Raw genomic sequence first — 26,369 nt, forward strand, 5'->3', positions numbered from 1 at the left:
CCCGCGAGCAACCCGATGTGCCGGGGCCAGAGGGCGTTCAGGTAGCCGCCGCCGATCACGTGCAGCACGTCGGTGCGGCCGAGCAGGTCGATGCCGGCGTCCCACCGCGGGGCGAGCCCGGGGTCGGCCACGGCCGCCCGCACCCACTCCGCCACCTCGCCCGGCTCGTCCGACGGCGCTTCGCCGCACAGCCGCCAGAGGGTGTCCGTGCACCGCAGCCGGGGATGCAGGTCGCCGAGCAGCAGCTGCGCGGGCCCCGGCGAATGCGTGTCGAGCCAGACCTCGGCGTCCGGTTCGGTGCGGGCGAGGTACCGCAGCCACGTCGCGGCGATCAGTTCGTCGCCGAAGTTGGGGTAGCCGCTCGGCCCGACGAGGTAGTGCACCCGGCCCGCCGGAGCGGACGGGGCGGCGCCGGCCGGCCGGAACCAGCCGACGCCGTTGCCCAAGCTCACTGCGCGACGCTGATTTGCGTGTTCAGTGCCTGGTCACCCTGGGCCTTCTCATTACCGGTCGCGTCCTGCGCGACGCGGTCCTTGGTCACGCCGAGCCCTTCGAGGGCGGTGGTGATCGCCTCGGCGCGCTTTTCGGAAAGCGCCTTCGCCTTTTCCGCGTCGGGGTAACCCGCGTGGGTGGCGATGCTGATCTTCACGGTGTTCCCCTGCAGCGCCTTGGCGATTTCGCCGAGCGTCTGCGTCGCCTGCGCGGTCAGGTCGGCTTTTTCCGATTCGAAGGTGATGGGCGCTCGCTGCAGCGCCTGCTCGATCGTCGTGCTCACCTGCTGGGCCGCGTCACCGGCCGCCTGCCCCGCCGAACTCGGCGCGCCGGCACCCGATGAGGCGGCGGCACCGCTGGACGAGCTGAGGTCGGGACCGGAAGAAGCCGCGTTGTCCGTGCCGCCCGAGCCACACGCGGTGACCAGGCCCGCCACGATCGCCAAACCCGCCGCCGTCCGGGCAATTGTGCTGCGCATGAAATTAAAACTTCCTTTACGTTCGCTCCGCGTCGGCTGATGCCAGGGATACGAACACGGCGCGACGGCGACGGCAAACGACACCCCCGGGCGACGACAAGCCACCTACCGTCGTCCGTTCGTGGAAACAATTACCCCGCAACGGGTTCCGGGCGCGGATCACCTGGCCGGGGGAAGCGCGGCAGATCCACCCGCGTGAGGGATGACCGCCGCCCCGCACCTGTCAAGCGAACGAAATGAGGCGTCCGGCAATCGCGGAAAATGCCGCAAGGTAACCCCGCGAGCGTCGCTCGTCCAATCCCGGCCGCATTCTTCACCCAGGCAACTGGCTCGAGTTGCAGGCCGGCGCGAGGCAGCTTTGATGAAGGCCGTCAACCGGGCCACACACCTCCACCGGCCCCGGTCAAAAACAAACCCCGAGGGAGCTCAGATGGGCATCGACTTCGATGATGTGAAGAACGTCGCGAGCAGCGGCAACATCGACAAGGCCGCGGACTTCGCCAAATCCCGCTTCGGCGAGCACGGCGACCAGATCGACGCGGCCGCCGACAAGGCGAAGGACTTCCTCGGCCGCGACGAGAACCAGTCGGGCAACGACAACCCGGCCGGCGACTCGGGCGGCCGTTCCGAGGGCGGCTTCGAGAACCGTTCCGAGGGTGGCTACGGAGGTGGTTCCGAGGGTCGCTCCGAGGGCGGTTACGGAGGTGGCTCCGAGGGCCGCTCCGAGGGTGGCTATGGAGGTGGCTCCGGGGGCCGCTCCGAGGGCGACTTCGGCGGGCGCTCCGAGGGCGGTTACGAAGGTGGCTCCGACGGCGGGTCCGGCGGCGGTTTCGGGCGCCAGGAGGGGCAGGGGTACGACGGCGGGCAGAGCGAGGGCTACGGCGGCCAGCAGGAGGGCGACTACGGCCGGCACGCCACGAGGGGCTACGACGAGTCCTCCTCCGGCGACGACCGCGGCGGGGAGCAGTCCGGCGGGGGCTACGACCAGGGCTACTCGAACGACAGCGGCGAACCCGCCGGCGACCGCGGCTACTCCGAAGGCGGCTACGGCCGCTGAGCCGTGGTGGCGGGCGAACTCGTTCACCGGGCCATACCGCGGGGCCGCCGGCGGCATGACGCCGCGCTGATAGGCGAACTCGTCTTCCGGGCCAAACCGCCGGGCCGTCGGCGGTGACCGCGGCGTGACGCCGTGGTGGAGGGCCACCCGCGGGATCGCGGATGGCCCTCCCCAAGGCCGCGTCAGCGGAGGGCGACGGCGGTCGTGTAGGCGTCCTCGTCGTTGGCGACCGACGCGTTCGGTGCGCCGGCCTGGCAGGTGGCGGGCGGCGTGCCGGGGGTGCCGGTGCCGGGGCACAGGAACAGGTCCGGCGGGCGGGTGTCCGACCAGACCGGGTAGGCGGCGCGGGCGGTGACGGCGATCCCGGCGTAGTCGCCGTAGAACGTCCCGGCGAACTGCGTCGGCGGCGGCATGCTGCCCGACGTCGCCCGCGTCTGGGTGAAGCCCGCCGACACCGTGATGTCGGAGAAGCCGGTGGTCTCGTCGGCGCCGTATTGGCGGTCGTAGTAGCTCACCGCGAAGGTGCCGTCGGAGCCGAACGCGGCGCCCTGCCAGAACTGGTCGGTCCGGGCCTGGCCGGGCGCGGTGGTGACCACCGGCAGCTGCCGGACGTCGGTGGTGCCGCCGGTGAACGAGGCACCGGCGTTCGCCGAAGCCGACAGGACGATGTCGTTGTTGCAGGTGCCGTTCTTCACGCCGGTGTAGGTGTTGATGCCGGTGGCGGGGCTGAACCCGGTCGGGGTGCAGCCGGTGGCCTCGTTCGAGTTCCGGCTGATGTAGGAGCCGTACGTCACCAGGATGCGGCGCGGGTTGCGCGGATCGACGCCGCCGACCGGGTAGTTGCTCGCCCGGAACACCGAGTTGGCCGACGCCCCCTTCTCGGGAACGCAGGCGCGGCCGGGGTCCTGGCCGTTCTGGTAGGTCGCGCAGTCGGGCAGCTCGTGGTAGTTGCCGACCAGCACCGGCGCCGAGAAGCTCCGGCCGCCGTCGGCCGAGCGCGCCAGCAGGACCTGGTTGTGGTTGTCGGCCGGGTTCGCGAGTGCGTTGTTGAAGTTGTTGAACACCACGTACAACGCGCCGTCCGAGCCGACGAACGGCTGCGAGTCCTGGTTCTGGTTGCACCTCCCCCGCGGCGTCGGGAACCCGAGCGCGTCGGCGCACAACGCGGTGTCGGCGCTGACCAGCACCGGCGCCGAGAACGTTTCGCCGTAGTCGGCGGAATAGGCCTCGTAGATGTAGCCGGTTCCGTCGTCGGCGAACGTCGTCCAGGAAACGTAGACGCGGTCGCGGAACGCGCTGCGCGGGTTGTTGTCGACGGCGAGGAGTTGCTTGTCCAGCAGGAAGTTCCCGGCGCCCGCGGTGTCGTCGTGGGTGGCGACGGGACGGCCGGGGAAGTTCCAGGACGCGCCGTTGGTGCCGGTCGAGCGGAAGACCAGGAACGCGCTGGACTGGTCGGGGTTCGCCGATACCGCGCTGCCGCGGTTGAACACCTGGCACGACAGGTAGGCGTTGCCGCGGGAGTCCCACGCCACCGAGGTGTCGCCGCCGGACTGCCAGTACTCCCGTGGTGCGCCGCCGAAGTCGGCGCCGCGGCTGAAGCCGTTGGGCGTGGTCGCGTCGGCCCAGGTCCGGGCGCCGTCGAGGGAGTAGCTGACGCCGCAGGTGCCGTCGCCGCGGCGGTAGTCGTTGTAGGTGGCGATGACGTGGTCCGGGTTGTTCGGGTCGGCGGCGGCCCAGGTCTCGTTCTGGGCCTGTGCCCGGCCCTGCAGGTCCGGGTCGGTGAGGTTCAGGCAGTTCTGGTTGACCTTCACGTTCGCGCCGAAGCGGTTGGCGCACGGGGCGGCGGCCGAGGGCGTGGCCCGGTTCGGGGCCAGCGCTCTGGCGGCGTTCGCCGGGTCTTCGCCGTTGAGGACGGTGGACAGCAGCCCGGAGACGTGGCGCTGCTGCACGGGGTTGAGCTGGTGGTAGCCGAACGGCTGCGCGGTCGCCGGGTTGACCGCGAACACGCCGAGCGCGGCGGTGCTCAGAATCGTCACACTGATCGCGGAGATGGTGCGGGGACGCGACACGGGCGTACTCCCTCAATTTGACCGGTATTTCCGGTTTGCGGTCAGCCACACGGAAAACGCCGTGCCTTGGCCGCCGCAGAAATGGTCGCTCCGGACCACCGGGGCGTTACCGGTTTTGTGGACTGTCCATTCGGGACCAGGTAAGCGCACGGCCAATTCTTCGGCCGTTCGGGCGCCCCCGAACGGGTCTGGATCGGTGGAGACCCCTTTACGGCACCCGGTCCCCGGTGGCTGGATCGACAGTCGCCCGTGGCCCGCGGCGGCCACCCCGCCGCTCGCCTCAGTGCCTCACCTCGACGGAGAAGGTGAACACGACATGCCGCTATCCCGAAAACTCGCCGTCCTCCTGCCGGCCCTCGTGACCGGCGGCCTCCTGGTCGCCGCGACGTCCGCGGCCGCGAACGTCGCCGTGACCCAGGTCAGTTCCGATCCGTTCACCGACGCGCAAGCCCAGCACCGAACCGAGGTCGAGCCCGACACGTTCGCGTTCGGCTCGACGATCGTCTCCGCCTTCCAGGTCGGCCGCGTCTTCGGCGGCGGCTCCTCCGACATCGGTTTCGCCACTTCCACCGACGGCGGCGCCACCTGGACGTCCGGCTTCCTGCCCGGCACCACCGCGAACACCGGCGGCCCCTGCGGCCAGATGAGCGACGCCGCCGTCGCCTTCGACGCCAAGCACAACGTCTGGCTGATCTCCTCCCTCGGCGTCAACTGCCCGAGCGGTACCCCGGTGTTCACCAGCCGCTCCACCGACGGCGGCAAGACCTTCGGCAACCCGGTCACCACGGCGACGGGTTCGCTGGACAAGAACTGGATCGTCTGCGACAACACGGCGAGCAGCCCGTTCTTCGGAAACTGCTACACGCAGTACGACATCACCAGCTCCGGCGACTCGATCCGGATGCGCACGTCCGGCGACGGCGGCCTGACCTGGGGCCCGGCCCGTGCCCCGGGCGGCGCGCACACCGGGCTCGGCGGCCAGCCCGTCGTGCAGCCGAACGGCACGGTCGTGGTCCCCTACCTGTCGCTCAACGACCAGATCCGCAGCTTCCGCTCCACCAACGGCGGCGGCAGCTGGTCCTCCACCACTGCCGTCGCCTCGATCAGCCACCACGACGCCGCCGGCGGCCTGCGCGAAGAAGCGTTGCCCAGCGCGGAAATCGACAGCTCGGGCACCGTCTACGTCGTGTGGTCGGACTGCCGGTTCCGCTCCGGCTGCCCCAGCAACGACATCGTGCTGAGCAAGTCCGCCAACGGCACCACCTGGACGGCGCCGGCGCGCGTCCCGATCGACGCCACGACCAGCACCGTCGACCACTTCGTGCCCGGCATCGGCGTCGACCCGTCGACCGCCGGCGCCGGCGCCCGGATCGGCCTGACGTACTACTTCTACCCCACCGCGAACTGCACGGCGGCGACCTGCCAGCTCGAAGCCGGGTTCATCTCCTCCACCAACGGCGGAACCAGCTGGGGCACCGCCACCCAGGTGGCCGGGCCGATGAGCCTGTCGTGGATCCCGAACACGTCCCAGGGCCGGATGTTCGGCGACTACATCTCCACCTCGGTGCGGGCCGGCGGCAACGCGTTCCCGATCGTGCCGATCGCCTCGGCCCCGAGCGGGTCGACGTTCGCCATGGGCATGTTCGCCCCGGCCGGCGGCCTGCCCTTGACCGGCGGCGCCCGCCGGGCCGCCGAGACCCCGGCACCGCAGGTGGCGGCCGCGCGTTCCGCGGTCACCGCCTTCTGACGACGGCGATCCGGCCGGACGATCTCGTCGTCCGGCCGGATCGCGGTTATGGTCCTCTCGAGGGAGTGACCGGAGGTGCCGATGCTCGGGCTTTCCCCGTGGCGGTTCGTGGTCGCCTTCGGCACCGTCAGCCTGCTGATGGACTTCGTCTACGAAGGCGCCCGGTCGATCACCGGGCCGCTGCTGGCCGGGCTGGGGGCCTCGGCGGCGGTTGTCGGCGTGGTCACCGGAGCGGGTGAAGCCGCGGCGCTCGGGCTGCGTCTGGTGTCCGGGCCGCTGGCCGACCGGACCCGGCGGTTCTGGGGGCTCACGATCGGCGGGTACGCCCTGACCGCCGTCAGCGTGCCGCTGCTCGGGCTCACCGGCGTCCTCTGGGTGGCCTGCGCCCTGGTCATCGCCGAGCGGGTCGGCAAGGCTGTGCGTTCCCCGGCGAAGGACACCTTGCTCTCGCACGCCACCGCTGTCACCGGACGCGGCCGCGGGTTCGCCGTCCACGAGGCGATGGACCAGGTCGGCGCCCTGGTCGGCCCGCTCACCGTGGCCGGGGTCCTCGCGGCAGGCGGCGGCTACGGCGTGGCGCTGGGCCTGCTCGCCGTGCCCGGGGTGGCGGCGCTCGCAGTGTTGCTGTGGCTTCGCGCCCGCGTACCGGACCCGGCTTCGTACGAAACCGCCGCCGCCGAGAAACGGGACCACACAACGGAAAACCCAGCGCGCCTGCCGCGTGCGTTCTGGGTGTACGCGGGCTTCACCGCCACCACGATGGCCGGGTTCGCCACCTTCGGGGTGCTCTCGTTCCACGTCGTCGAGCGGCACCTCCTGTCCCCCGCGCTGGTCCCGGTGCTCTACGCCGCGGCGATGGTCGCCGACGCGCTCGCCGCGTTGGCGACCGGCTGGCTCTACGACCGCGCCGGGCCGCGTGCCCTGGTGAGCCTTCCTCTGCTGGCCGCGGGCGTGCCGCTGCTCGCGTTCACCGACGCCGTGTGGCCGGTCGTCCTCGGCTCGCTGCTGTGGGGCGCCGCGGTGGGCGTCCAGGAATCCACCCTCCGTGCCGTAGTCGCCGACCTCGTCCCGAGCCCGCGCCGAGCCACCGCGTACGGCGTCTTCGCGGGCGTCCTGGGCGTCGCGACCCTGGGCGGCGGTGCCCTCACCGGCGCGCTCTACGAGCAGTCCGTTCCCACGCTGATCGTCACCGTCGCCGCCATCCAGGGCGCCGCGCTGGTGCTCCTGGCCGCCACCTGGGGCCGGCGGCTGATCTGACCGAAACCAGCCTCAGTCCGTGGCCTCGTGCAACGGGGTCAGCTCGGCGAACGGCCGCCGGATCCGGACTTCGGGACCGGACAGGTCGACGTCTTCCCAGGCGACGTAGCGGGTGTGCCGGTGCAGCCACCGGATGAGGGCGACCACCGGTGCCGGTCCGCGCTGGTCGTGGCGCTGGTAGCCGAACAGCCGCACCGGGGTCCGGCCGACGATCACCCCGCGCACGACCAGCCGCTGGGTTCCGTCGCGGCCGGGGGTGGCCCGGACCCGGATGTCGCGGATCGCGCCGAGGTCGCGGCCGGCGGGGTCGCGGGCCGGCCTGCCGAGCAGCTCACCGGCTCGCACGGCCGGCTCCCGGGATGCGGTCGATGACCGTGCGGCGCAGCCAGTCCTGGGACGGGCTGTCGGTGGCGTGCGCGACGGCGTCCGTGACGACGATCGTCGGTTCGGCGCGGCGGATCGCGTTCATCGGGATGCGTTGCGGTGCTTCGGACCGGAAGCCGCGGCCGATGCGGCGCAGCAGCTTCCCCATCGGGCCGCCGATGCGGTCGGCGAGCGCTTCGGGGCCGACGAGCAGGGCGTCGACGACGTATGTGCCGTCGTCGCGCGCCCGCAGTTCGACGTCGTCGACCTTGCCGACGACGGTGCCGTCTTCGCCGCTGATCTGCCGGTCGAGCACGGCATCGGACAGGTCGATCGGGTACTGGTCGTCCCACGGGTTCATTGGCCGGCTCCGGTGAAGATCATCAGGGGGATCGCCGCCACGGCGGCGATTGCGATGACGACGAGCATGCCGACGCCGACGGTGTTGCTGAAGTGCCCGTTGGCGTGCTTGCCGAGGTACTCGCGGTCGTTGGCGACGATGAGCACCGGCAGGTAGGTCAGCGGCAGCGCGACCGCGGAGAAGATCAGCGAGTACTCGGTCAGGCCGACCGGGTCGATGCCCGTCTGCACGACGAGCACCCCGAGCAGCAACCCGACGGCGACCGTGACGTGGAAGCGGGCCGCGTCGCGCGGGCGGCGGCGCTTTCCCCATTCCCAGCCGAAGTACTGCGCCAGCATGTACCCCGACGACAGCCCGGTCTCCAGCGCCGCGCCGAAGGTGGCGGCGAAGATTCCGATGAGGACGATCACCAGGCCCGCGGTGCCCAGCGCGAGCGTCACCGGCAGCACGATCTGGCTGACCTGGCTGACGTCGACGCCCGCCGGGAACAGGACCACGGCCGCGCAGGCCATCACGGCGAGGGCGAGCAGGCCGCCGAGCGGGAAGCCCAGCAGCACGTTGGCGCGCTGCACCGGGAGGTCCTTGACCGTCCAGCCTTCTTCGACGCCGCCGGAGGTGAAGAAGAAGACCTCGTACGGCGTCATCGCCGACGCGAACAGCGCCACGGCGTGGTAGGCGTAGGTCGGCAGCGCCTGGTCCGGCGGCGGGACGAACCCGGCGATCTGGGCGCCGAGCGAAGACCAGTCGGGGTGCAGGAAGAACACGGCGACGGCGAACACGGCGATCGCGAGGCCGCCGAGCCCGAAGGCGGTTTCCATCCGCTCGAACCCGACCCGCCAGATCACCAGCCAGATCAGCACCCCGATCGGCAGCACCCAGATCAGCCGGTCCACTCCGGACGCGAGCTCGATGGTGAGCGCGACGCCGCCGATCTCCGCGGCCACCGTCAGCAGCGTGATGAGGAACGAGCCGGCGAGGTTGAGCAGCGCCGTGCGCGGCCCGAGCCGTTCGCGGATCAGGTCGAAGACCGGGCGGCCGGTCACGGCGACGATCCGGCCGGACATGTCGGCGTAGACGCAGATGCCGAGCACGCCGAGCGCCGTCACCCAGACCAGCGCCATGCCGTAGCGGGCGCCGACGACCCCGCTTTCGACGAGGTCCCCGATGTCGACGAAGCCGCCGACGGCGGTGAGGATGCCCAGGGTGATCGCGAGGAACTTCTTGCTCATGCGGTCACGCCCCACCGGCCGAGCTCGGCGACGAGGCCTTGGAGCTGAGCGTCGATCCGGTCGAGCCCGGCGTCGGTGCCGTCCCCGATGCCGTCGTCCAGCTGGTGCGCCAGCCCGACGGCGCGGTCGGTGATCGAGGTGAACGCCGCGCGGGCCTGGTCGTCGGGCAGCTTGCCGACGTCCTTGCCGACGGAGCCGAGTTCGTCGATGGTGTCGCGGATGGTGACCGAGAGGCTCGGCGACGGCGGCACGGAGTCGCGGTCGGCGGTCACCACCAGCCGCAGCAGCTCGAGCTGCCCGCGGATCTCGCGACCGGCGTGGACGGTCTCCGCCTGGGAGTCCGAGCCGCAGGCGGCGGTCACGAAGGCCGCCGCGGCGAGGACACCCAGCAGCCGGCGGCGGGCTTGCCGGACAGGGATCACGGTCGCGAATACCCGTCCGGCGTCCGCCCAAACGACGCACCGGGGTCACAGCCCCATCGTGCGGCGCACCATCCGGTCGAGCAGGCGATCCGGCACGAGGTGGGTCAGCCGCGTCATGACCGCCGCGTCGCGGCCGACGGTGTACCGGGTGCGCGGCTTCCGGTCGTGGATCGCCTTCGAGACGGCGGCGGCGACGACGCTCGCGTCCATTCCGCCGGTCCCCCAGGACTCCGTGGTGGCGCGGAACGCCGTCATGAGCCCGGCGTAGCGGGTGCGCTGGTCCGGGGTCATGTCCTCGGCCAGCCGGGCCGCCGTCGCTCCCCCGCGTTCGGTCAGCCGCGTGCGGACGGCCCCGGGGACGATCACGGCGACCGAAACACCGAACGGTTCCACCTCGCGGCGCAGCGAGTCGCTGATGGCCTCCATGGCGAACTTCGCGCCGGAGTAGGCGCCGAAGCTCGGCATGGCGACTTTCCCGCCGGTCGACCCGATGTTCACGACGCGGCCTCCGCTCCGCAGGAGAGCGGGCAGGAGCGCCTGGATGACCGCCACCTGACCGAACACCGAGACGTCGAACTGGCGGCGCCAATCGGCGAGCGGCAGCGTCTCGACCGGGGCGTTGACCGCGATCCCGGCGTTGTTGACCACCGCGCGCAGCGGGCGGCGGTCCGCGCCGGCCCGGTCGGCGAGCGCGGCCACCTGGCCCGCGTCGGTGATGTCGAGCAGGACCGGTTCGATCCGCCCGGCCTTCACCTCGGCGGCGGCCGCTTCGGTGCGGACGCCGGCGAGGACGTGGAAGCCGTCGGCGGCCAGGCGCCGCGCGGTCGCCCGGCCGATGCCGGTGCTCGCGCCGGTGACGACCACGAGTTCGGCCGGGGTGCGGGAGTTCGTCGCGTTCATGGCATCACCGTGCGCCTCGGCGCCCGCGGGGAACAGCCACGCGACGTCCTGGTACCGCGGGTACCACGACGAACGGCACGCGCGGGCGCACAATGACCGCATGGACGATCTCGGCCGGGCGCTGCGGACGTGGCGCGATCGCCTCGATCCGGCGAGCGCCGGCCTCCCGCACCAGGCGCCCCGCCGGGCCCGGGACTCCGCCGGGAGGAGCTGGCCGTCCTCGCCGGGATCTCGATCGAGTACGTCGTGCGGCTCGAGCAAGGACGCGCGGTGAAGCCGTCCGCGCAGGTCTGCACCGCGCTGGGGCGGGCGCTGCAACTGTCGGACGCGGAGTTCGCGCACCTCATGCGGCGCTCGAGAGCCACCCGCTCGCCGTGTACGACGCCACCTGGCAGCTGCTGCACTGGAACCCGTTGTTCGCCGCGACCTTCGGCGATCCCACGGCGATCGGCGAAGACCACCGCAACCTGCTGCTCATGCAGTTCGAGGGCCTGCCCAGCCCGGTGCGGTTCAGCCCCGGGGAACGGGCCGCGTTCGAGGAGTCCCTCGTGGCGGACCTGCGCGCCACGACCGGCCGCTACCCCACCGACCCGGACGTCGAGGCGCTGCTCGCGAGGCTGCGGCGGGCGCCCCGCTTCCGGGAGCTGTGGGCGGCCGCGGCGGTCGCCGAGCACCAGAGCGGGCACAAGGTGATCGAGCACCCGGAAGTCGGGCCGGTCGAGCTGGATTCCGACGTGCTCACTACGCAGGGCTCGAACCTGCGTGTCGTGGTCTACACGCCCCGGCCGGGCACCGACGCCCGGGACAAGCTCGGCTTCCTGGCGGCGATGGGCACCCGGGTCCTGTCCTGACCGGCACGGTCCTCTTCGCTCAGTGGATGTGCGAACCGCCGTTGACGTCGTACGTCGCGCCCGTGATGTAGCCGGACTCCTCGCGGCACAGGTAGGTGATCAGGTCGGCCACGTCGGACGTCCGGCCGGTGCGCCCGACCGGGATCCCGGCCAGCAGCGCCGCTTTTCGCTCGCCTTCCAGCACCCCGCCGGTGATGTCGGTGTCGATGAGCCCGGGGGCCACGCTGTTGACCGTGACGCCTCGCGGGCCGAGTTCGCGGGCCAGCGCGCGGGCGAAGCCGAGCTGGCCCGCTTTGGCCGCGGAGTACGCGACGCCGCCGAACACGCCGCCGCCGCGTTCGGCCGAGACCGACGACAGGAACACGATCCGGCCGAACCCGCGCTCGGCCATGCCGGGCGCCACCGCGCGCGTGATGGTGAACGCGCCGCGGACGTTGACGGCGAAGATGCGGTCCCATTCGGCCGCGTCCACCTCGAGGAACGGCGTCGGCGAGGTGATCCCGGCATTGTTGACCAGCGCGCCGATCGGCGGGGCGTCGGCGGCGAGCGTGTCCAGCGCGGTCGCGACCGACGTCTCGTCCGTGACGTCGCACGCCAGCCCGAAAGCCGGGATCCCGTGTGCGGCGGCGACTTCGTCCGCGGCGGCCTTGGCGCCCGCCTCGTCGAGGTCGAGGACGGCGACGGTCCAGCCCGCGGCCGCGAGTGCGTGCGCGGTCGCCCGGCCGATCCCGCGCTTCGAGGCGGCACCGGTGACGACGGCGGTCTTTTCCTTGGCGGTCATGGGTTTCTCCGGTTCAGAGTTCGGCTTTGACGCGCGCGCACAGCGCGTCGGTGGACAGTCCGTAGCGGTCGTGCAGGGTGGGCAGGGCGCCGGCGGCGAGGAACTCGTCCGGCAGCGCGGCGGCGATGATGCGGGAGCCGGTCCGGCCGTAGGCGGCGGTGGCGGCGACGGCTTCCGACAGCCCGCCGACGATCGTGTGGTTCTCGCACGTCACGACGAGCCGGTCGGTGCGCAGCTGGGCCAGGATCGTCGCGGTGTCGAGGGGTTTGACGGTCGGGACGTGCAGGACGGCCGCGTCGACGTGGTCGGCTTCGAGCCGGGCCGCCGCCTGGAGCGCGCGCATGGTCATCAGTCCGGTCGAGACGAACAGGACGTCCCGGCCGCCGCGGAGTTCGGCGGCTTTGCCGAGCTCGAACCGGTAGCCGTACTCGTCGAGCACCGTGGGCACCTTGCCGCGCAGCAGCCGCAGGTACGTCGGACCGGGGTGCGCGGCCAGCGCCGGCACCGCCTGCTCGATGTCGACCGAGTCGCACGGGTCGACGATCGTCAGGCCGGGGCAGGCGCGCAGGATCGCGAGGTCCTCGGTGGCCTGGTGGCTGGGCCCGTAGCCGGTCGTCAGGCCGGGCAGCGCGCCGACGACGTTGACGTTGAGGCCGGGCTCGGCGATGTCGAGGCACAGGAAGTCGTACGCGCGCCGTGTCGCGAACACCGAGTACGTCGACGCGAACGGGACGAGCCCGGCTTCGGCCATGCCCGCCGCCGCGCCGAGCATCGCCTGCTCGGCCATGCCCATCTGGAAGAAGCGGTCCGGGTGCGCGTCGCGGAAGACGTGCATGTCGGTGTACTTGGCCAGGTCCGCCGACAGCCCGACGATCTCCGGGCGTTCGCCGGCCAGGCGGGTGAGCGCGTACCCGAACGGCGCGGGGCTGGTGCGCTGGCCGGGGTCGGCGAACGAGGCGATCATCGCCGAGGTGGTGAGGCGCTTGGTCACTGGCGGTCTCCTTCGAGCTGGTCGCGGGCGGCCTGCCATTCGTGCTCGGCCACCGGCATGAAGTGCGCCTTCTCCCGGGTTTCCAGGAACGGCACGCCACGCCCGATCCGGGTGTCGCAGATCAGCACCGACGGGCCTGTGGTGTGCGCGCGGATCTCGTCGAGGCCGTCGAGCAGGGCGGGGATGTCGTTGCCGTCGACGCGCACGGCGTGCCAGCCGAACGCGCGCCACTTTTCGGTCACCGGCTCGGTCCGCAGCACGCCGGGCGTGGGGCCGTCGGCCTGCAAGCCGTTGACGTCGACGACCGCGGTGACGTTGGCGAGTTCGTGGTGGGCGCAGGCCATCGCGGCTTCCCACGTCGAACCTTCGTCGAGTTCGCCGTCGGAGAGCAGGTTGATCACGCGGGCGGGGTTGCCGCGGTGCCGCAACGCGAGGCCCATGCCGCAGGCGACGCCGAGCCCGTGGCCGAGCGAGCCGCCGGAGATCTCCATGCCGGGGGTGTAGGACGCCATCCCGGACATCGGCAGCCGGGAGTCGTCGGAACCGTAGGTTTCCAGTTCCTCCACCGGAATCGTGCCGGCTTCGGCGAGGGCGGCGTAGAGCGCGATGGCGTAGTGGCCGATCGAGAGGAGGAACCGGTCGCGGCCGTCCCAGTCCGGGTCTTCGGGACGCAGCCGCAGTTCGCCGTCGCCGCGGGCGTAGAAGACGGCGAGGATGTCGGCGACGCCGAGTGCCTGGCCGATGTAGCCCTGGCCCTGCACTTCGCCCATGGTGAGCGCGTTGCGGCGGATCCGGGTGGCGGCGGCGCGCAGCCGGGTGACGAGCTCCTCGCGCGGTGGTGCCGTGATCATGGGTTTCTCCTCGGGGTCAGCTGACCGGGGTGGGCGCGGGTGCGGCGAGGCCGCGTTCGAGGGCGGCGACGCGCGCGCGTTCCTCGCGGCCCCAGGTCTCGCGGGTCAGCAGGGTGGCGATCAGCCCGAGCAGGCCGAAGGCGCTGAACAGCAGCGCCGGGCCGACCCAGCCGGTGGCGGTGAACAACGCCGTGGCGATCAGCGGCGTGAAGCCGGAGACGACCGCGGAAAGCTGGTAGGACAGCGAAGCGCCGCTGGTGCGGGTGCGGGCGTGGAACAGCTCGGAGAACCAGGCGCCCTGCACGCCGGCGAGGCTGTTCTGGCAGACCGCGTAGCTGACGACGAACGCGAGCACGACCGCGGTGGCCTGGCCGGTGTTGAGCACCAGGAACAGCGGCACGCCCCAGACGAGCGTGATCGCGGTGCCGAGCAGGTACACCGGACGGCGGCCGATCCGGTCGGTCAGCGCGCCCCATAACGTCGTCGCGACGATGCCGAGCCCGGCGGCGAGCATGAGCGCGAACAACGTCGTCGACCGGTTCGCGAGCTTCTCGGTCGACAGGTACGACAGGACGAAGGTGACCGAAAGGGCGTAGCCGGCGGTTTCGGTGATGCGCAGGCAGAACGCCTTCACGACGTTGCGCCAGTCGGTGCGCAGCACCTCCAGCAGCGGGTTCTTCGCGACTTCGCCCTCGGACTTGAGCTCCTTGAACGCCGGGGACTCTTCGACCTTGAGCCGGATCACGATGCCGACGACGATCAGCACGGCGCTGAGCAGGAAGGGAACGCGCCACGCCCACTGGTCGCCGAGCGGGACGCTGATCAGGAACGCGGTGTTGGCCAGCAGCAGCCCGACGGGGAAGCCGGCCTGGGTGAGGCCGGTGTAGAGCCCGCGTTTGCGCCACGGCGCGTGTTCGAAGGTCATCAGGATCGCCCCGCCCCACTCGGCGCCGAACGCCAGCCCCTGCACCACGCGCACGGCCACCAGGAGAACGCCGGCCCACACGCCGACCTGGGAGTACGTCGGCAGCAGGCCGATCAGCACCGTCGCGATGCCCATCACCAGCAGCGACCCGACCAGGACGGGCTTGCGGCCGATCCGGTCGCCGAGGTGCCCGCCGAGGATCCCGCCGAGCGGGCGCACCGCGAACCCGACCCCGAGCGTCGCGAACGACAGCAGCGTCCCGGAGAGCGGGTTGCTCGACGGGAAGAACGCGTCGTTGAAGTACAGCGCCGCGGCGGTGCCGAAGCCGATGAAGTCGTAGGTCTCGATGGTCGCGCCGATCGAGGAGCCGAGTGCCACCCGGCGGCGCGCCGGGGTTCCCTCGATGGCCGCGCGCGCTTCCGGCTGGGTGGGTCGTCCGGTCATGAGATCTCCAGTGATCCGTCGGGCAGGACGTGGCTAGAAGGTTGAGAGTTGACTGTTAACACTCAACAGACGACTGACACCATGCGCCCGCCAGGCGGGGTCTGTCAAGCGGGGGTCAGCCGGCGCTGAAGTGCTCGGCCGCGGCGGTCATGTGCTCGTTCACGACCTCGAGGGCCTTGTCGAGGTCACCGCTGTCGATCGCGTCGATGATCGGGGCGTGCCGGGCCGGGGTCATCATGCTCGGCGCACCCTCCGGCCCGCGGTTCATGATCGTCACGCGGATGCGTCCTTCGAGGTGGCGCCACGATTCCACGAGCATCGTGTTGCCGGACAGCTCGCAGAGCCGGAGGTGGAACCCGAGGTCGGCCTCCACCCGCGAGGCGAAGTCGTCCCCCGCGCCGGCGAGTGCGTCGAGCGCCGCCCGGAGCGCCGTCACGGCCTTCTGCCGATCGGGACCGTTGACGATCTCGGTGACCGCGAGCCCCTCGAGCGCGGCCCGCACCCGGAACAGCCCCTGGATCTCGGCGTCGGACAGCGAGTTGACCCGCAGCATGCCGCGCATCCCGGCCTGGACGAGGCCCTCCTGCTGCAGGTGCCGCAGCGCCTCGCGCACGGTCCCCCGGCTGACGCCCAGCCGCCCGGCGACCTCGACCTCGCCGAGGTGGTCCCCGGGCCGGTACACGCCGGACATGATCGCCGAACGCAGCGCTTGCAGCACGCGCTCGCGCAGCGTGCTCCGGTCCATCGTCGGCAGCGGCTCGACGGACAAGGCGGCTCCTCTCGGCCGGTCGGCGGGCACGACCGAGAGTTCCACGCCGTCACGCACGGTGTCAACTCTCGACTGCCGAGTGCCGTCTGTCGACAGCGGGCTCCGGCCGAGCCGGGATACGGTCGGAGCATGCTGATCGAACATCGGGGACACCGGCCCGTGGTACCGGAATCGGCGTACGTCGCCCCGTCCGCGGTGCTGTGCGGCGCGGTGGTCCTCGGCGAGCGGGCCCGGGTCCTGCACGGCGCCGTGCTCACCGCGGAAGACGGCGGGATCCGCACCGGGTCGGACGTCGTGGTCATGGAACACGCGCTGGTCCGGGGCCGGGCCGCGCACCCGGTGACGCTCGGGGACGCGGTGCTGATCGGGCCGCACACCCACGTCAACGGCGCCACCGTCGAGGACGAGGTGTTCGTGGCGACCGGCGCCTCGCTGTTCCCGGGCTCGGTCGCCGGCGTCGGTGCCGAGCTGCGGATCAACAGCGTGCTGCACGTCAATTCGCGGCTCGAACCCGGCGCGGTCCTCCCCATCGGCTGGATCGCCGCCGGGGATCCGGCCGAGCTGTTCTCCCCCGACCGGCACGACGAACTCTGGGAGCTGCAGTCCACTTTGGACTTCCCGGGCACCGTGTACGGCGTGCCGCGGGGGACGCCGATGCGCGAGATCATGTCCCGGCAGGCGCGGTTCTACGGCGCCCACCGGGACGATCGGACTCTCGACGGCTGACCGCCGGACTCAGGGTTCGATGCCCCAGCTCAGGGTTCCGGACTGGTAGGCGGTGGTGGTGGCGAGGTCGCTGAACGACGCCGCCGCGCGGAAGCTGTAGTCGTCGGCCTGGTTGAAGGCGGACCAGTCGGCCTTGGCGACCCGGACCTGGACTTCGCCGGTGCCGGCACCGGCGGCCAGGGAGCCGCCGGTGAAGCCGAGTTCGACGTAGGCGTCCGCGCCGGGGCGTGGCGAACCGAGCTTCACGACGCGCACGGTGACGTTGGCACAGCCGAGAACCGCGTAGTCGCACCAGATCTGGTAGCCCGGGTTGGTGGCGTCGCCGGTGAACCAGTACCGCGCGGTGACCCCGGTCAGGGCGACGGGAGTGCTGCCCCGGTTGAGGATCTGCAGGCTGGTGCGGATCTGGTTGTCCGTCGCGCCGCCGCCACGCTGCTGCACGGCTAGCGAGCCGGTACCGGGATCCCCGCCGCCGGTCGTGGTGGTGACCGACACGGGGCCGGCGGCCGGGGACCGGTTGCCGGCGGCGTCCCTCGCGCGCACCGAGAACGTGTACGCGGTGCCCGGGGTGAGGCCGGTGACCTGGTAGCTCGTGCTCGTCGTGCTGCCCACCACCGCCCCGGCGGCGTTCAGCACGTCGTAGCCGGCCACGCCGACGTCGTCGGTGGCGGCGGTCCAGCTGAGCCCGACACTCGTGCTGCCGGCCGTTGCGGTGATCCCGGTCGGCGCGGACGGCGGCGTGGTGTCCGCTGTGGACGGTCCCGGTTCACTCCCCCACAGCACCGCGGAACCCTGGGCGAGCACCAGCCGCGGGGCGTCCACCGGCGCGGTCCCGCTGGGCGCGAGGCCGGTGTGCGACCAGTCGTTGGCCGGGTCCCAGGTTCCCGTGCTGGAGATCCGGAACTGCACTTCCTTCCGGTAGCGGGACTGCCCGCCCGGCGCGACGCCGCCGGAGCACGGCACCTCGACGTAGTACACCTGGCCGGAGAACTGGTGCACGGAAGGCGCGTCGCACTGGTTGTACGCCGAGGTGACCGAGACCTGGGCGGGCGTGGTGGCGCCGTCGAGGGTGAAGTAGTAGCGCAGCGAACCGGTGAACGTGCGCGCCGGCCACGCCGACTTGTTGAGCACGTACGCCTTGACCTCGGTGAACGTTCCGCCGTCCGGCTGGTTCAGCCCGCCCTGCGCCAGGATCTCCGGGCCGTCCGGGGTTTCCGTCGGCGGGAAGCTCGCCGACGGGGTGCCGCCGTACTCGCCGTAGAGACGGGCCAGCGCGCTCGTGAAGCCGGCGTTGTAGTCGAGCGCCACCTCGTTCATGGTGTAGTTGCTGCGGTCGTCGGTGTACGCGTCGTTGGCCGAAGAGGGTCCGCCGACGAGCGCGCCGTACAGGATGTGCCGGCTCTGCGCCGGGTTGGTGATGTTGTCGTCCCAGGAGCCGTGCGCGGTGCGGTGGTGCGGGTTCCGCGGCGGGTTGGTCCCGAAGCCGACCTCGAAGCTCGCGCCGCGCGGGTTGTCGCCGAGCGCGTAGTCGATCTGCCGGACGCCGAAGCTGTGGTAAGTCGCCGCGCGAGTGGGATCGCTCGCCTTCAACCAGTCCGAATAGGTCAGTGCCACGAACGCGGTGTTCGCCGCGTACCGCAGTGAGCCCCACTGGTCGAGCACGGCCTGGCCGCCGGGCGAGTACGGCACGCGCTGGCCGTTGACACCGGTGGTCCACCAGTCCAGCCAGCGGTTGGCGTCGGCGACGTACTCGGGGTCGCCGGTGAGCTGGGCGAGCAGGACGTAGGCGCCGTAGGACTTGTCGTCCCAGGCCAGAGTCCAGCGGTAGGAGCGGGTGGTGGTTTGCGGTTCGGTGGCCAGCTTTTCGTACTCGGCGCGGGCCTTGGTCAGGTAGGTCGCGTCGCCGGTGGCCTTGTAGAGCCAGATCGCGCCCCACACCAGCTCGTCCTGGTAGCCGCTCCAGGACTTGTAGAAGTTCTGCGCGTCGGTGATGCAGTTCGAGTACGCGCCGCGGTGGTTGTCGGCGAAGGAGTACAGCTGCTTGGCGTGGGTGAGCAGGGTGGCCGCGTAGGTCGGGTCGTCGGCCTTGAACACCAGCGAGCTCGCGGCCAGCTGCGCGGCGCCTTCGCCGGCGAGGTCGGAGCCGGGGCAGGAATCGTCGATGCGGTAGGCGGGCCGCGCCATCGTCATCGTTTCGGCCGGACCCCACCACTTGTGGTCGTCGTCGCCCTTGCCGACCTGGCCGTAGAGGACGTCGGGCTGCGGGTGCGCCTTGACCAGCCAGTCGTCGCCCCAGCGCAGGTTCGACAGCAGGTACCGCCACTGGCCGGAATCCTGGTAGGCGGCACGGTTTTCCAGCGCGCCCCAGGCGAGCATGGTCATGCTGGACTCGAACGGCAGCCCGAACTTGACGTGGTCGCCGGCGTCGTAGAACCCGCCGGTGAGGTCCACGCCGACGTCCTTGCCGTCGCCGAGGGCGGACGGGCCGCGCCAGGACACGCGGTTGTCCGCGGGCAGGGCGCCGGAGCGCTGCGCGTCGTAGAACCAGACGGCTTTCTGCAGTGCCTCGCCGTAGTTGAACTTCCCGGCCGCGGCGGGGCTCGCGGACACCGCCGGAGCCACCACCATCGAGCCCAGTACGAGCAGTGCCACGACCGCCCGGGACATCGCGTTCGCCAGTGAACCGCGCACTCCGCCTCCTCGTCGATGGGAGCGCTTCCAGAGCGGAAGGGTAAGGAGCCGGATCCACTGTGTAAAGCACTCGGGCCCGCGCTGACCGGTTCGGCGGAGCCCTGGTACGCCATCCGCCGTAGCCGCCCGGTTCGACGGGACGGGTGAGCGGCTCTTCCCCACGGGCGTTTCCCCGGCTAAAGTCCCGGCCTGCTGGGAGCGCTCCCATTCGTGAACCGGTGGTGTCATGCCACCGGCCGTCCGAAGGAGAAGTGCATGCGAAGCAGGGCAGTGGCAGCCGGCGCACTCGCCGCGCTGGTCACGACCGGCGTCCTCACCACGCTGACGTGGGGTGACGCGCACGCCGCCGAGTCGGCGTTCTACGTCGACCCGAACACCAACGCGGCTCAATGGGTCGCGGCGAACCCCGGCGACTCGCGGACCGCGGTGATCCGCGACCGCGTCGCCGCGGTGCCGCAGGCGCGGTGGTTCACCACCACGAACACCTCGACCGTGCGCGGCGAGGTGGACGCCTACGTCGGCGCCGCGGCCGCCGCCGGGAAGATCCCGATCATGGTCGTCTACGACATCCCGAACCGCGACTGCGGCGGGGCGAGCGGCGGCGGCGCGCCCTCCCACGACGCGTACCGCGCGTGGATCGACCAGGTCGCGGCGGGCCTGGCCGGCCGGCCCGCGGCCATCGTGCTCGAACCCGACGTGCTGGCGCTCATGACGAACTGCCAGAGCGGCGACCAGCAGAGCCAGACCACCGCATCGATCGCCTACGCCGGCAAGAAGCTCAAGGCCGGCTCGGGCCAGGCCAAGGTGTACTTCGACATCGGGCACTCCGCGTGGCTTTCCCCCGGCGACGCCGCCGCGCGGCTGCGGGCCGCCGACATCTCGAACAGCGCCGACGGCATCTCGACCAACGTGTCCAACTACCGCGCGACGTCCGACGAGGTGTCCTACGACAAGGCGGTCCTCGGCCAGCTCGGCGACTCGCGGCTCAAGGGCGTGATCGACACGAGCCGCAACGGCAACGGCCCGCAGGGCAGCGAGTGGTGCGACCCGAGCGGGCGCGCGATCGGCAAGGCGAGCACCGACCAGACCGGTGACGGCCAGATCGCCGCGTTCCTCTGGGTCAAGCCGCCGGGCGAAGCGGACGGCTGCATCGCGGCCGCCGGCCAGTTCGTGCCGCAGCGGGCCTACGACCTCGCCGTCGCGGCCGGACCGGTCCAGACCACGACCCCCGGCACCACGACCCCGACGACCCCGACCACGCCGACGACGCCGACCACCACGACCCCGCAGCCGACCGGCACCTGCCACGTCACGCACCGGGTGGTCAGCGCCTGGAACGGCGGGTACACCGGCGAAATCGTCGTCGAGAACCGCGGCGCTGCGGTCGACCACTGGACGCTGACGTTCTCCGCGCCCGGCGTCACCGTCAGCCAGGGCTGGAACGGAACCTGGACCGACACCGGCGACGTCGTCAAGGTCGACAACGCGGCGTGGAACGGCAGCCTCGCCACGGGGGCGACCGCGACGATCGGGTACAACGCCGCCTACAGCGGCAGCACGCCGCCCTTCCAATCCCCCACGCTGAACGGCGCCTCCTGCGCCTGAGTCCGCCTGCTCCGAACGCCTCCCCGCAAGGCTTCTTCTTGCGGGGAGGCGTTCGGCGAGCCGGGACTACGACGAGAAGGACCAGAGCTGGCAGGTGTTGTTGAGCCACATCCACATCTGCGTCTTGGTCCCGTTGGCCGTACCGCAGTTCTGGTCGTCGAGAACCATGCCGCTGTTCTCCACCACCAGTTCGTAGCGGCCGTTCCCGGCCGGGATCACGGCCCACTGCTGGCACTTGTTGCCGAGCGACTGCCACAGGTTCGTGGCGGTGCCGAGCGCCACGCCGCAGTTGACCGCGTCGAGCACCGTGCCCGCGTTGACGTTGGTGATGGTCCACTTGTTGGCGCCGACGTTGGTGAAGCGCCACTGCTGGCAGGCGTTGTTCAGGTTGTCCCACAGCTGGACCGCGGTGCCGTTGGCGGTACCGCAGTTGGCCGCGTCGAGCACCTTGCCCGCCGCCAGGTTCGTCAGGCGGTAGCTCGCGCCGTTGACCGGGAACGTGACGCTCTTGGCGTAGCCCACCGAAACGATGTTCGCCTGCACCGAGTTCTCCGTGGCGTCGGAGGGGTAGCCCGAGGTCATCACGCCTTCGAAGAACGAGCCGACCGAACCGTTGCTGTTGTCGCCGCCGATGCCGAGGATGATGGCGCCCTGCTTGGTCATCGGCTGGTACCCGCCCTGCGTCGGCAGGGATCCGTTCCACCGGGTCGAGAGGCCGCCGGACTGGGCGTTGCCGTCCTTGATCGCGTACGTCGAGGTGCCGTTGTTCTTGGTCACCGCCGTGACGAACGCGCTGCTGCGGCCGGTGTTGGCGGTGTTGGAACCGTTGCCACCGGCGAAAAGGCCGTTCTCCAGGTCGGCCATCACCTTCGGGGCGGAGCCGCTGCACGGGGAGAACCAGCACAGGGTGCCGAAGTAGATGGCGTCCATGTCACCGTTGCCGGTGTCGTTGTTGTTGGTTTCGGCGTTGCCGTAGTCGAAGCAGCAGCGGTCGTTGAAGTGCGTGCCCTCGGTGACCATGTACATGCCCTCGGGGGCGCTGCCGGTGGCGATCCCGTTGGTGTTGTTGTTGCGGTAGCCGTTGCCGGCCGAGATGTAGACGCCGTACACCTTGTGGCCGCCCGCGGTCACCGGCAGCGCCGCGGCGTTCGCGCCCTGGTCGGCGGTGGGGTTGGCGCCGCCGCCGGGCGCGATGGTGAGGTCGTTGTGGCGCGAGGTCTGGTCGTAGATCCGCACGATCGTGCAGTAGGTGCCCGAGCAGAACGAGTCCTGCGCGGCGGCGTTCGCGTAACCGCCGGCGCTGAGCACGCCGATGTTGGCGGTGGCGCCGTCGGACCAGCGGCGCACCTGGTAGAGCGACCCGCCGTAGGAGCCGAACAACGCGCGAGTCGTGCTGTGCGCGGCAACGCAGGGCGTCCCGCCGGACGCGTAGATGTCGCACGGCCCGGTGCCGGCGGCGGTCGCCGTACCGGTCGCGACGGTCAGCGCCGCACCGGTGAGCAAGGCGGCCGCCGCGACCGCGAACACCTTCCGCCAGCGGTGCCGGAAAACCTGGAACCTCATTGCTGTCTCCCTTCGTGGGCCTGCCGAATCCGGGGTCGAAACCCCGCGGCCACCGGCCATGACGAAGGGGGCGACTGGAGAGCTCATGCATCGCCTCCTTGCGAGCAGAACTGGGCGGGCCGCCGGGTCGTGCGCCGGGTCAGCGCCACCGGAGCACAGACAGCACGATAACGACGACGGACAGTGCCGACAAGGACCAATTGTTATCGCTAACAGTCGATGTTCAGTCGGAGTGTCTGGCGATCTCGGCTGAACACCAACGTGGAGCTGGGCGGATTCGAGACCGGTGGCCGTCGAAACAACAAGGAGATTCAACGAAAGTGTTAACGTGAACAGCGCTGGACACTCGCCGTGAAGCGGACGTCAGGGTCTCGGCAAAGGTCGCCGGAGCCAGCCGCCCTTGACCTGACCCCACTGGCGGCGGCCGTGGCGAGTGGCGCCGTGCGGCCCCGAGCGCGGATGCAGTGAATGACTCATTCATGTCGTCGGATGACATGAATGAGTCATTCACTACGTCTCAGCTCACCAGCGCCGGTCGACGGCCCCGCCCGCGAGGGTGTACGTGATGTACCCACCCTGGAAGTCGCTGCGGTACACCCCGTTCACTACGTACTCGTCCGACGTCGGGTAGCGCAGGTACGACCGCTCCCACCCGAGCGCCGCCCAGCGCTTGCGGATCTCGCCCTTCACCGCGTGCGCGCCGGTCGCCACCGTGTAATAGATCGAGTGGCCGAGGCTGAAGTGGTTGTACCGGCCGATCCCGTCCGGCGTAACGCTTTCGTCGGTCGTCGGGTAGCCGAGGCCGCGTTCGTAGCCCAATGCGGCCCACTTCTTCCGGATCTCCCCGAAGATCGCGTGCGCGCCGGTGGCGTTCGTGTAGTAGATCGAACCGACGTTGCCACCCTTGATGAAGTGGTTGTAGCGGCCGACGCCGTCCGGCGTGCCGGATTCGTCGGTGGTCGGGTAGCCGAGCCCGCGCTCGTAGTCCAGCGCCGCCCACTTCTTCCGGATCTCACCGTAGAGCGCGTGCGCGCCCGTCGCGGCCGTGTAGTAGATCGAACCCACGTTTCCGTTGTTGACGAAGTGGTTGTACTGCCCGGCACCGTCCGGAGTGGACGTCGTGTCGGTCGTCGGCGGGCCGAGCTTGGCGTGGCCGCCGAAGGCGAGGTACTTGGCCAGCACCGGACCGGTCACGAACTTCGTGCCGCCCACCGCGCTCCAGTACAAGCGGCCGTTGGCGTAGGCCCGGTAGTGGACTCCGCCATCGGTGACCTCGGGCGCCGTCGGCGCGCCCAGTTTCGCCTGCAGCGCCGGGTCGGCGTTGTAGCGCTGGTCGATCGGCGTGGCGTAGTTCGCCGTCAGCGTCAGGTCGCTCGTGCCCACCGTGACGATCCAGGTGGCGGCCGCCGGGCCGCCCTGCCAGCCGGTGAACTTGGAAACGCCGTCGATCGCCAGCGGCGCGGCCTCGACGTCGAAGCTGGCCCCCTCGGCGACCATCGCGGTGCTGACACCGCCCTCGACCGGGATGCTCAAGGCCGCGGGTTGCGTGCTGACCAAGGTGATCCGGTGCTCGCGCGGCCAGGCCACGTAGGTTTTCGACGCGGTCACCCCGGCGCTGTCGGTCACCGACGCGGTGAACTCCATCCGCGAGTCCGGGTGCTCGGTGAACGGCGCCGCGAAGCTCGCCCCGGTACCACCCACCCCGGGGTGCGAGTGGCACGTCGCCTCGCTCGGGCAATGCAGCACCGCGGTGGTCCACGTGATCGGCAAGGCGCCGTCCTCGGCGTCGGCCGCGGTGGCGCTCACGGACACCTGCTGGCTGACCGCGAACGTCGCCGTGTCCCCGGGCGTGGTCAACGTGATCTCCGGGGTGTGGTTGCCGGGCGCCACCGCGATGGTGGTCGTTCCCGTCGCCCCCAACGGGTCCCGGACCGTCAGTCTCGCGGTGAACGCTTCGGTGCCCGCCGCGTAGGCGTGCGACACCGTGGCGCCGGCGTCGAGGAGGGTGGTCCCGTCGCCGAATTCCCAGTCGTACTTCAGCGGGTCGTTGTCGTAGTCGACCGACGCCGAACCGTCGAAGGTGACCGTCCGCGTGGCCGGGTCGGTGGTCGACGACGCGTTCGCCACCGGCGCCGTGTTGCCCGCCGAGTAGCTCAGCCGCCGCAGGTTGCCCGACAGGATGTCGGCGTAGACGATGTCGCCGTTCGGCGCCGCCGCGAACTTCACAGGGCCGCCGATGTCGGTGAACACCGGCGGGTTCTCCGGCGCCTGCGTGAGCCGGCCCTGGTCGTCGTACTTCATCGTCCAGATCTTGTGCGTCACGTAGTCGCCGAAGAAGTACGAACCACGGTACGCCGCCGGGTAGCTGGATCCGTTGTAGACGATCCCACCGGTGACACTGTTGCCCTGCATCACGCCGTTGCCGTGCTGGTACTCGAACACCGGCGGCTGGTTCGCCACCCCCACACACTCCGCGAGACCGCTGTAGCCCGATGTCGGGTGGTTGCCCTCCCAGCACGGCCAGCCCTGGTTCGCGCCGCGCTGCACGACGTCGACCTCTTCCCAGGTGGCCCACCCGACGTCACCCGCGACCGGCAGGCCGAGACTCGGGTCGATGCTGAACCGGAACGGGTTGCGGAACCCGCGCGCGAACACCTTGCTCGCGGTCGAACCCGGGTTCGCCGCGTCGTAATACGGGTTCCCCGGCACGCCCTTGCCGTCGGCTGCCAAGTGGAAGATCTTGCCGTAGGGCTGGTTGACGTCCAAGGCCCGCAGGGCGCCCGGGTCCATCTTGGTGAAGTCGCCACTGTCCCCGATGGACAGCCAGAGCGTCCCGTCGGTGGCCGCGACGACCTCGTCGATCCCGTGCACGTTGAAGATCCCCGGCACCTCGAACAACGACTGCTCGCTGTCCAACCCGGTCGGCGCGCCGGCCGCGTCCACCGTGACGGTGAACCGCGCCAGGCGCATCACGAAACCGCTGGTCTGGTTGATCGACCGCGTCAGGTAGATCGCGTGCGACGTCGCGTAATCCGGCGCCACGGCCAGCCCGACCAGCCCGAGGTCCTCATTGGTCCGGACCGGCAGCTTCGTCAGCAACCTTCCCGCCGACCCGTCCGCCGGTAACCAACGCACACTGCCGCTCTTTCCGATAACCAGCACCGAATTGTCCGGCAGGTACGCGAAGTCGGTAAGCGGTTCCTGGCCCAGCCCGGCGCTGGTGTCCCGCAGCACGAACCCCGGTGGCAGCGCGGTCGCCGCCTCCGCCGTCGCGACGGGCAGGAGCGCGCCGGTCAGTACCGCCGCCACCAGGGCGTACCGCAGGGCGCGAAGCTTGCTCAAGACCATATCGGGTCCCCTTCCCAACGGTCCTCTATCGCCCGATCGGGGGTCACGGTTGCAGCTGAGCGCGCATATTGTCCTTTTCGTAATCGGCGACGCGACGGCGGCGGGCCGGGGCCAGCGACGTCGGGTGGGTGACGCTCCACGCCGCGCTCCGGCAGATCAGCTCCTTCACGCGAGCGGCCGCCCGGCCGGTGACCGCGGACGGCTTGGGCCGGTCGTCCGGGGTCACCCACTGCACGACCGCGTCGCGGCGGCCGAGGCTGATGCACTGGGCGGTGTAACCGATCTTGTTCGGCGGGACCTCGCGGCCGGTCAGCCGGGCGGCGATGGCGTCGGCCGCCAGGTGGGCCGAGGGAACGCCCGAGGCGCACGACATCCGCAGCGGCGCGCCGTTCGCGCCCGGGGCGAGCGCGGCGTCGCCGACGGCGTAGACGTCGGGGTGCGAAACCGAC

At 71.2% G+C, this 26,369-nt stretch carries 22 protein-coding genes and 1 pseudogene; 6 read left to right on the forward strand and 17 right to left on the reverse strand.

The window, feature by feature from the left end; all coding sequences use genetic code 11:
• Both G3I65_RS32695 and G3I65_RS32700 read right to left on the reverse strand, forming a co-directional pair.
• The coding region (locus G3I65_RS32695) for a polysaccharide pyruvyl transferase family protein (protein ID WP_160699531.1) at positions 1-446 on the reverse strand (446 nt) is incomplete at its 3' end.
• 2 nt (positions 447-448) lie between these two features.
• Positions 449-928: an OmpA family protein gene (locus G3I65_RS32700; protein WP_309235844.1), complete on the reverse strand. Its 480-nt coding sequence runs from the start codon at positions 926-928 to the stop codon at positions 449-451.
• A 472-nt stretch (positions 929-1,400) separates the two neighbouring features.
• Between G3I65_RS32700 and G3I65_RS32705 the strand changes: the two genes are divergently transcribed.
• Positions 1,401-2,027, forward strand: coding sequence for an antitoxin (locus G3I65_RS32705; RefSeq protein ID WP_160699517.1), 627 nt, complete (start codon positions 1,401-1,403; stop codon positions 2,025-2,027).
• A gap of 182 nt (positions 2,028-2,209) precedes the next feature.
• Here G3I65_RS32705 and G3I65_RS32710 read toward each other — a convergent pair whose 3' ends face one another.
• A complete protein-coding gene (locus tag G3I65_RS32710) occupies positions 2,210-4,063 on the reverse strand; it encodes a sialidase family protein (protein WP_309235845.1) in 1,854 nt (617 codons plus the stop codon).
• Between the two features lie 349 nt (positions 4,064-4,412).
• Here G3I65_RS32710 and G3I65_RS32715 point away from each other — a divergent pair, with 349 nt between their 5' ends.
• Positions 4,413-5,843, forward strand: coding sequence for a sialidase family protein (locus G3I65_RS32715; RefSeq protein ID WP_160699519.1), 1,431 nt, complete (start codon positions 4,413-4,415; stop codon positions 5,841-5,843).
• Between the two features lie 81 nt (positions 5,844-5,924).
• Positions 5,925-7,100: an MFS transporter gene (locus tag G3I65_RS32720; RefSeq protein ID WP_160699520.1), complete on the forward strand. Its 1,176-nt coding sequence runs from the start codon at positions 5,925-5,927 to the stop codon at positions 7,098-7,100.
• A 12-nt stretch (positions 7,101-7,112) separates the two neighbouring features.
• Here the strand turns inward: G3I65_RS32720 and G3I65_RS32725 are convergent, their stop codons facing one another.
• From G3I65_RS32725 to G3I65_RS32745, 5 genes are read right to left on the reverse strand one after another with little or no spacing between them, the layout of a single operon-like run.
• Complete coding sequence (locus G3I65_RS32725) at positions 7,113-7,445, reverse strand: hypothetical protein (protein ID WP_160699521.1); 333 nt, start codon at positions 7,443-7,445, stop codon at positions 7,113-7,115.
• Positions 7,432-7,824, reverse strand: a complete 393-nt coding sequence (locus tag G3I65_RS32730) for a hypothetical protein (RefSeq protein ID WP_160699522.1) — start codon at positions 7,822-7,824, stop codon at positions 7,432-7,434. Before G3I65_RS32730 ends, G3I65_RS32725 begins: the two co-directional genes overlap by 14 nt.
• Complete coding sequence (locus G3I65_RS32735) at positions 7,821-9,053, reverse strand: NRAMP family divalent metal transporter (protein ID WP_160699523.1); 1,233 nt, start codon at positions 9,051-9,053, stop codon at positions 7,821-7,823. The genes G3I65_RS32730 and G3I65_RS32735 overlap by 4 nt, the downstream gene beginning before the upstream one ends.
• Positions 9,050-9,475 (reverse strand): hypothetical protein, encoded by a 426-nt coding sequence (locus G3I65_RS32740; RefSeq protein ID WP_309235846.1) that lies wholly within the window; start codon positions 9,473-9,475, stop codon positions 9,050-9,052. The genes G3I65_RS32735 and G3I65_RS32740 overlap by 4 nt, the downstream gene beginning before the upstream one ends.
• A 45-nt stretch (positions 9,476-9,520) precedes the next feature.
• On the reverse strand, positions 9,521-10,477 hold the full coding sequence (locus G3I65_RS32745; RefSeq protein WP_239071594.1) for an SDR family oxidoreductase: 957 nt from the start codon (positions 10,475-10,477) through the stop codon (positions 9,521-9,523).
• 272 nt (positions 10,478-10,749) lie between these two features.
• Here G3I65_RS32745 and G3I65_RS57700 point away from each other — a divergent pair, with 272 nt between their 5' ends.
• On the forward strand, positions 10,750-11,226 hold the full coding sequence (locus G3I65_RS57700; RefSeq protein WP_309235847.1) for a hypothetical protein: 477 nt from the start codon (positions 10,750-10,752) through the stop codon (positions 11,224-11,226).
• A gap of 19 nt (positions 11,227-11,245) precedes the next feature.
• Here G3I65_RS57700 and G3I65_RS32755 read toward each other — a convergent pair whose 3' ends face one another.
• The 5 genes from G3I65_RS32755 to G3I65_RS32775 form a co-directional block, all read right to left on the reverse strand.
• Positions 11,246-12,007 (reverse strand): SDR family NAD(P)-dependent oxidoreductase, encoded by a 762-nt coding sequence (locus tag G3I65_RS32755; RefSeq protein WP_160699524.1) that lies wholly within the window; start codon positions 12,005-12,007, stop codon positions 11,246-11,248.
• Positions 12,008-12,020: 13 nt separating this feature from the next.
• The gene (locus tag G3I65_RS32760; protein WP_309235848.1) at positions 12,021-12,998 is read right to left on the reverse strand and encodes a transketolase C-terminal domain-containing protein; all 978 of its coding nucleotides are present in this window, start codon (positions 12,996-12,998) and stop codon (positions 12,021-12,023) included.
• Positions 12,995-13,849, reverse strand: coding sequence for a transketolase (locus G3I65_RS32765; protein WP_160699526.1), 855 nt, complete (start codon positions 13,847-13,849; stop codon positions 12,995-12,997). The genes G3I65_RS32760 and G3I65_RS32765 overlap by 4 nt, the downstream gene beginning before the upstream one ends.
• A 16-nt stretch (positions 13,850-13,865) precedes the next feature.
• Entirely contained in the window at positions 13,866-15,218 is a 1,353-nt protein-coding gene (locus G3I65_RS32770) for an MFS transporter (protein WP_160699527.1), read from the reverse strand.
• A gap of 115 nt (positions 15,219-15,333) precedes the next feature.
• Entirely contained in the window at positions 15,334-16,044 is a 711-nt protein-coding gene (locus G3I65_RS32775) for a GntR family transcriptional regulator (RefSeq protein ID WP_309235849.1), read from the reverse strand.
• Between the two features lie 72 nt (positions 16,045-16,116).
• On the opposite strand from G3I65_RS32775, the gene G3I65_RS32780 reads away from it, so the two are divergent.
• A complete protein-coding gene (locus tag G3I65_RS32780; protein ID WP_160699528.1) occupies positions 16,117-16,713 on the forward strand; it encodes a gamma carbonic anhydrase family protein in 597 nt (198 codons plus the stop codon).
• A gap of 9 nt (positions 16,714-16,722) precedes the next feature.
• Here the strand turns inward: G3I65_RS32780 and G3I65_RS32785 are convergent, their stop codons facing one another.
• Entirely contained in the window at positions 16,723-19,404 is a 2,682-nt protein-coding gene (locus G3I65_RS32785) for a glycoside hydrolase family 9 protein (RefSeq protein ID WP_375336743.1), read from the reverse strand.
• A 270-nt stretch (positions 19,405-19,674) separates the two neighbouring features.
• Between G3I65_RS32785 and G3I65_RS32790 the strand changes: the two genes are divergently transcribed.
• Positions 19,675-21,009, forward strand: coding sequence for a glycoside hydrolase family 6 protein (locus G3I65_RS32790; protein ID WP_160699537.1), 1,335 nt, complete (start codon positions 19,675-19,677; stop codon positions 21,007-21,009).
• 66 nt (positions 21,010-21,075) lie between these two features.
• On the opposite strand, the gene G3I65_RS32795 is transcribed toward G3I65_RS32790, so the two are convergent.
• The 3 genes and pseudogenes from G3I65_RS32795 to G3I65_RS32805 all read right to left on the reverse strand — a co-directional run.
• Positions 21,076-22,572: an arabinofuranosidase catalytic domain-containing protein gene (locus tag G3I65_RS32795; RefSeq protein WP_160699529.1), complete on the reverse strand. Its 1,497-nt coding sequence runs from the start codon at positions 22,570-22,572 to the stop codon at positions 21,076-21,078.
• 522 nt (positions 22,573-23,094) lie between these two features.
• Positions 23,095-25,920 carry a PQQ-dependent sugar dehydrogenase gene (locus G3I65_RS32800; protein ID WP_160699530.1) on the reverse strand — a complete coding sequence of 942 codons (2,826 nt, stop codon included), beginning with the start codon at positions 25,918-25,920 and terminating at the stop codon, positions 23,095-23,097.
• Positions 25,921-25,963: 43 nt separating this feature from the next.
• Positions 25,964-26,369 (reverse strand): annotated as a pseudogene (locus G3I65_RS32805) (oxidoreductase); the annotation flags it as partial.

This window comes from Amycolatopsis sp. SID8362, from assembly GCF_010550475.1.
GTDB classification, from domain to species: domain Bacteria; phylum Actinomycetota; class Actinomycetes; order Mycobacteriales; family Pseudonocardiaceae; genus Amycolatopsis; species Amycolatopsis eburnea.

Excerpts from the sequence above, each read along its gene's own strand:
- G3I65_RS32705 (WP_160699517.1), top strand. The coding sequence starts at position 1,401 with ATGGGCATCGACTTCGATGATGTGAAGAACGTCGCGAGCAGCGGCAAC.
- G3I65_RS32715 (WP_160699519.1), top strand. The coding sequence starts at position 4,413 with ATGCCGCTATCCCGAAAACTCGCCGTCCTCCTGCCGGCCCTCGTGACC.
- G3I65_RS32720 (WP_160699520.1), top strand. The coding sequence starts at position 5,925 with ATGCTCGGGCTTTCCCCGTGGCGGTTCGTGGTCGCCTTCGGCACCGTC.
- G3I65_RS32730 (WP_160699522.1), bottom strand. The coding sequence starts at position 7,824 with ATGAACCCGTGGGACGACCAGTACCCGATCGACCTGTCCGATGCCGTG.
- G3I65_RS32735 (WP_160699523.1), bottom strand. The coding sequence starts at position 9,053 with ATGAGCAAGAAGTTCCTCGCGATCACCCTGGGCATCCTCACCGCCGTC.
- G3I65_RS32745 (WP_239071594.1), bottom strand. The coding sequence starts at position 10,477 with ATGCGGTCATTGTGCGCCCGCGCGTGCCGTTCGTCGTGGTACCCGCGG.
- G3I65_RS32755 (WP_160699524.1), bottom strand. The coding sequence starts at position 12,007 with ATGACCGCCAAGGAAAAGACCGCCGTCGTCACCGGTGCCGCCTCGAAG.
- G3I65_RS32765 (WP_160699526.1), bottom strand. The coding sequence starts at position 13,849 with ATGATCACGGCACCACCGCGCGAGGAGCTCGTCACCCGGCTGCGCGCC.
- G3I65_RS32770 (WP_160699527.1), bottom strand. The coding sequence starts at position 15,218 with ATGACCGGACGACCCACCCAGCCGGAAGCGCGCGCGGCCATCGAGGGA.
- G3I65_RS32780 (WP_160699528.1), top strand. The coding sequence starts at position 16,117 with ATGCTGATCGAACATCGGGGACACCGGCCCGTGGTACCGGAATCGGCG.
- G3I65_RS32795 (WP_160699529.1), bottom strand. The coding sequence starts at position 22,572 with ATGAGGTTCCAGGTTTTCCGGCACCGCTGGCGGAAGGTGTTCGCGGTC.
- G3I65_RS32800 (WP_160699530.1), bottom strand. The coding sequence starts at position 25,920 with ATGGTCTTGAGCAAGCTTCGCGCCCTGCGGTACGCCCTGGTGGCGGCG.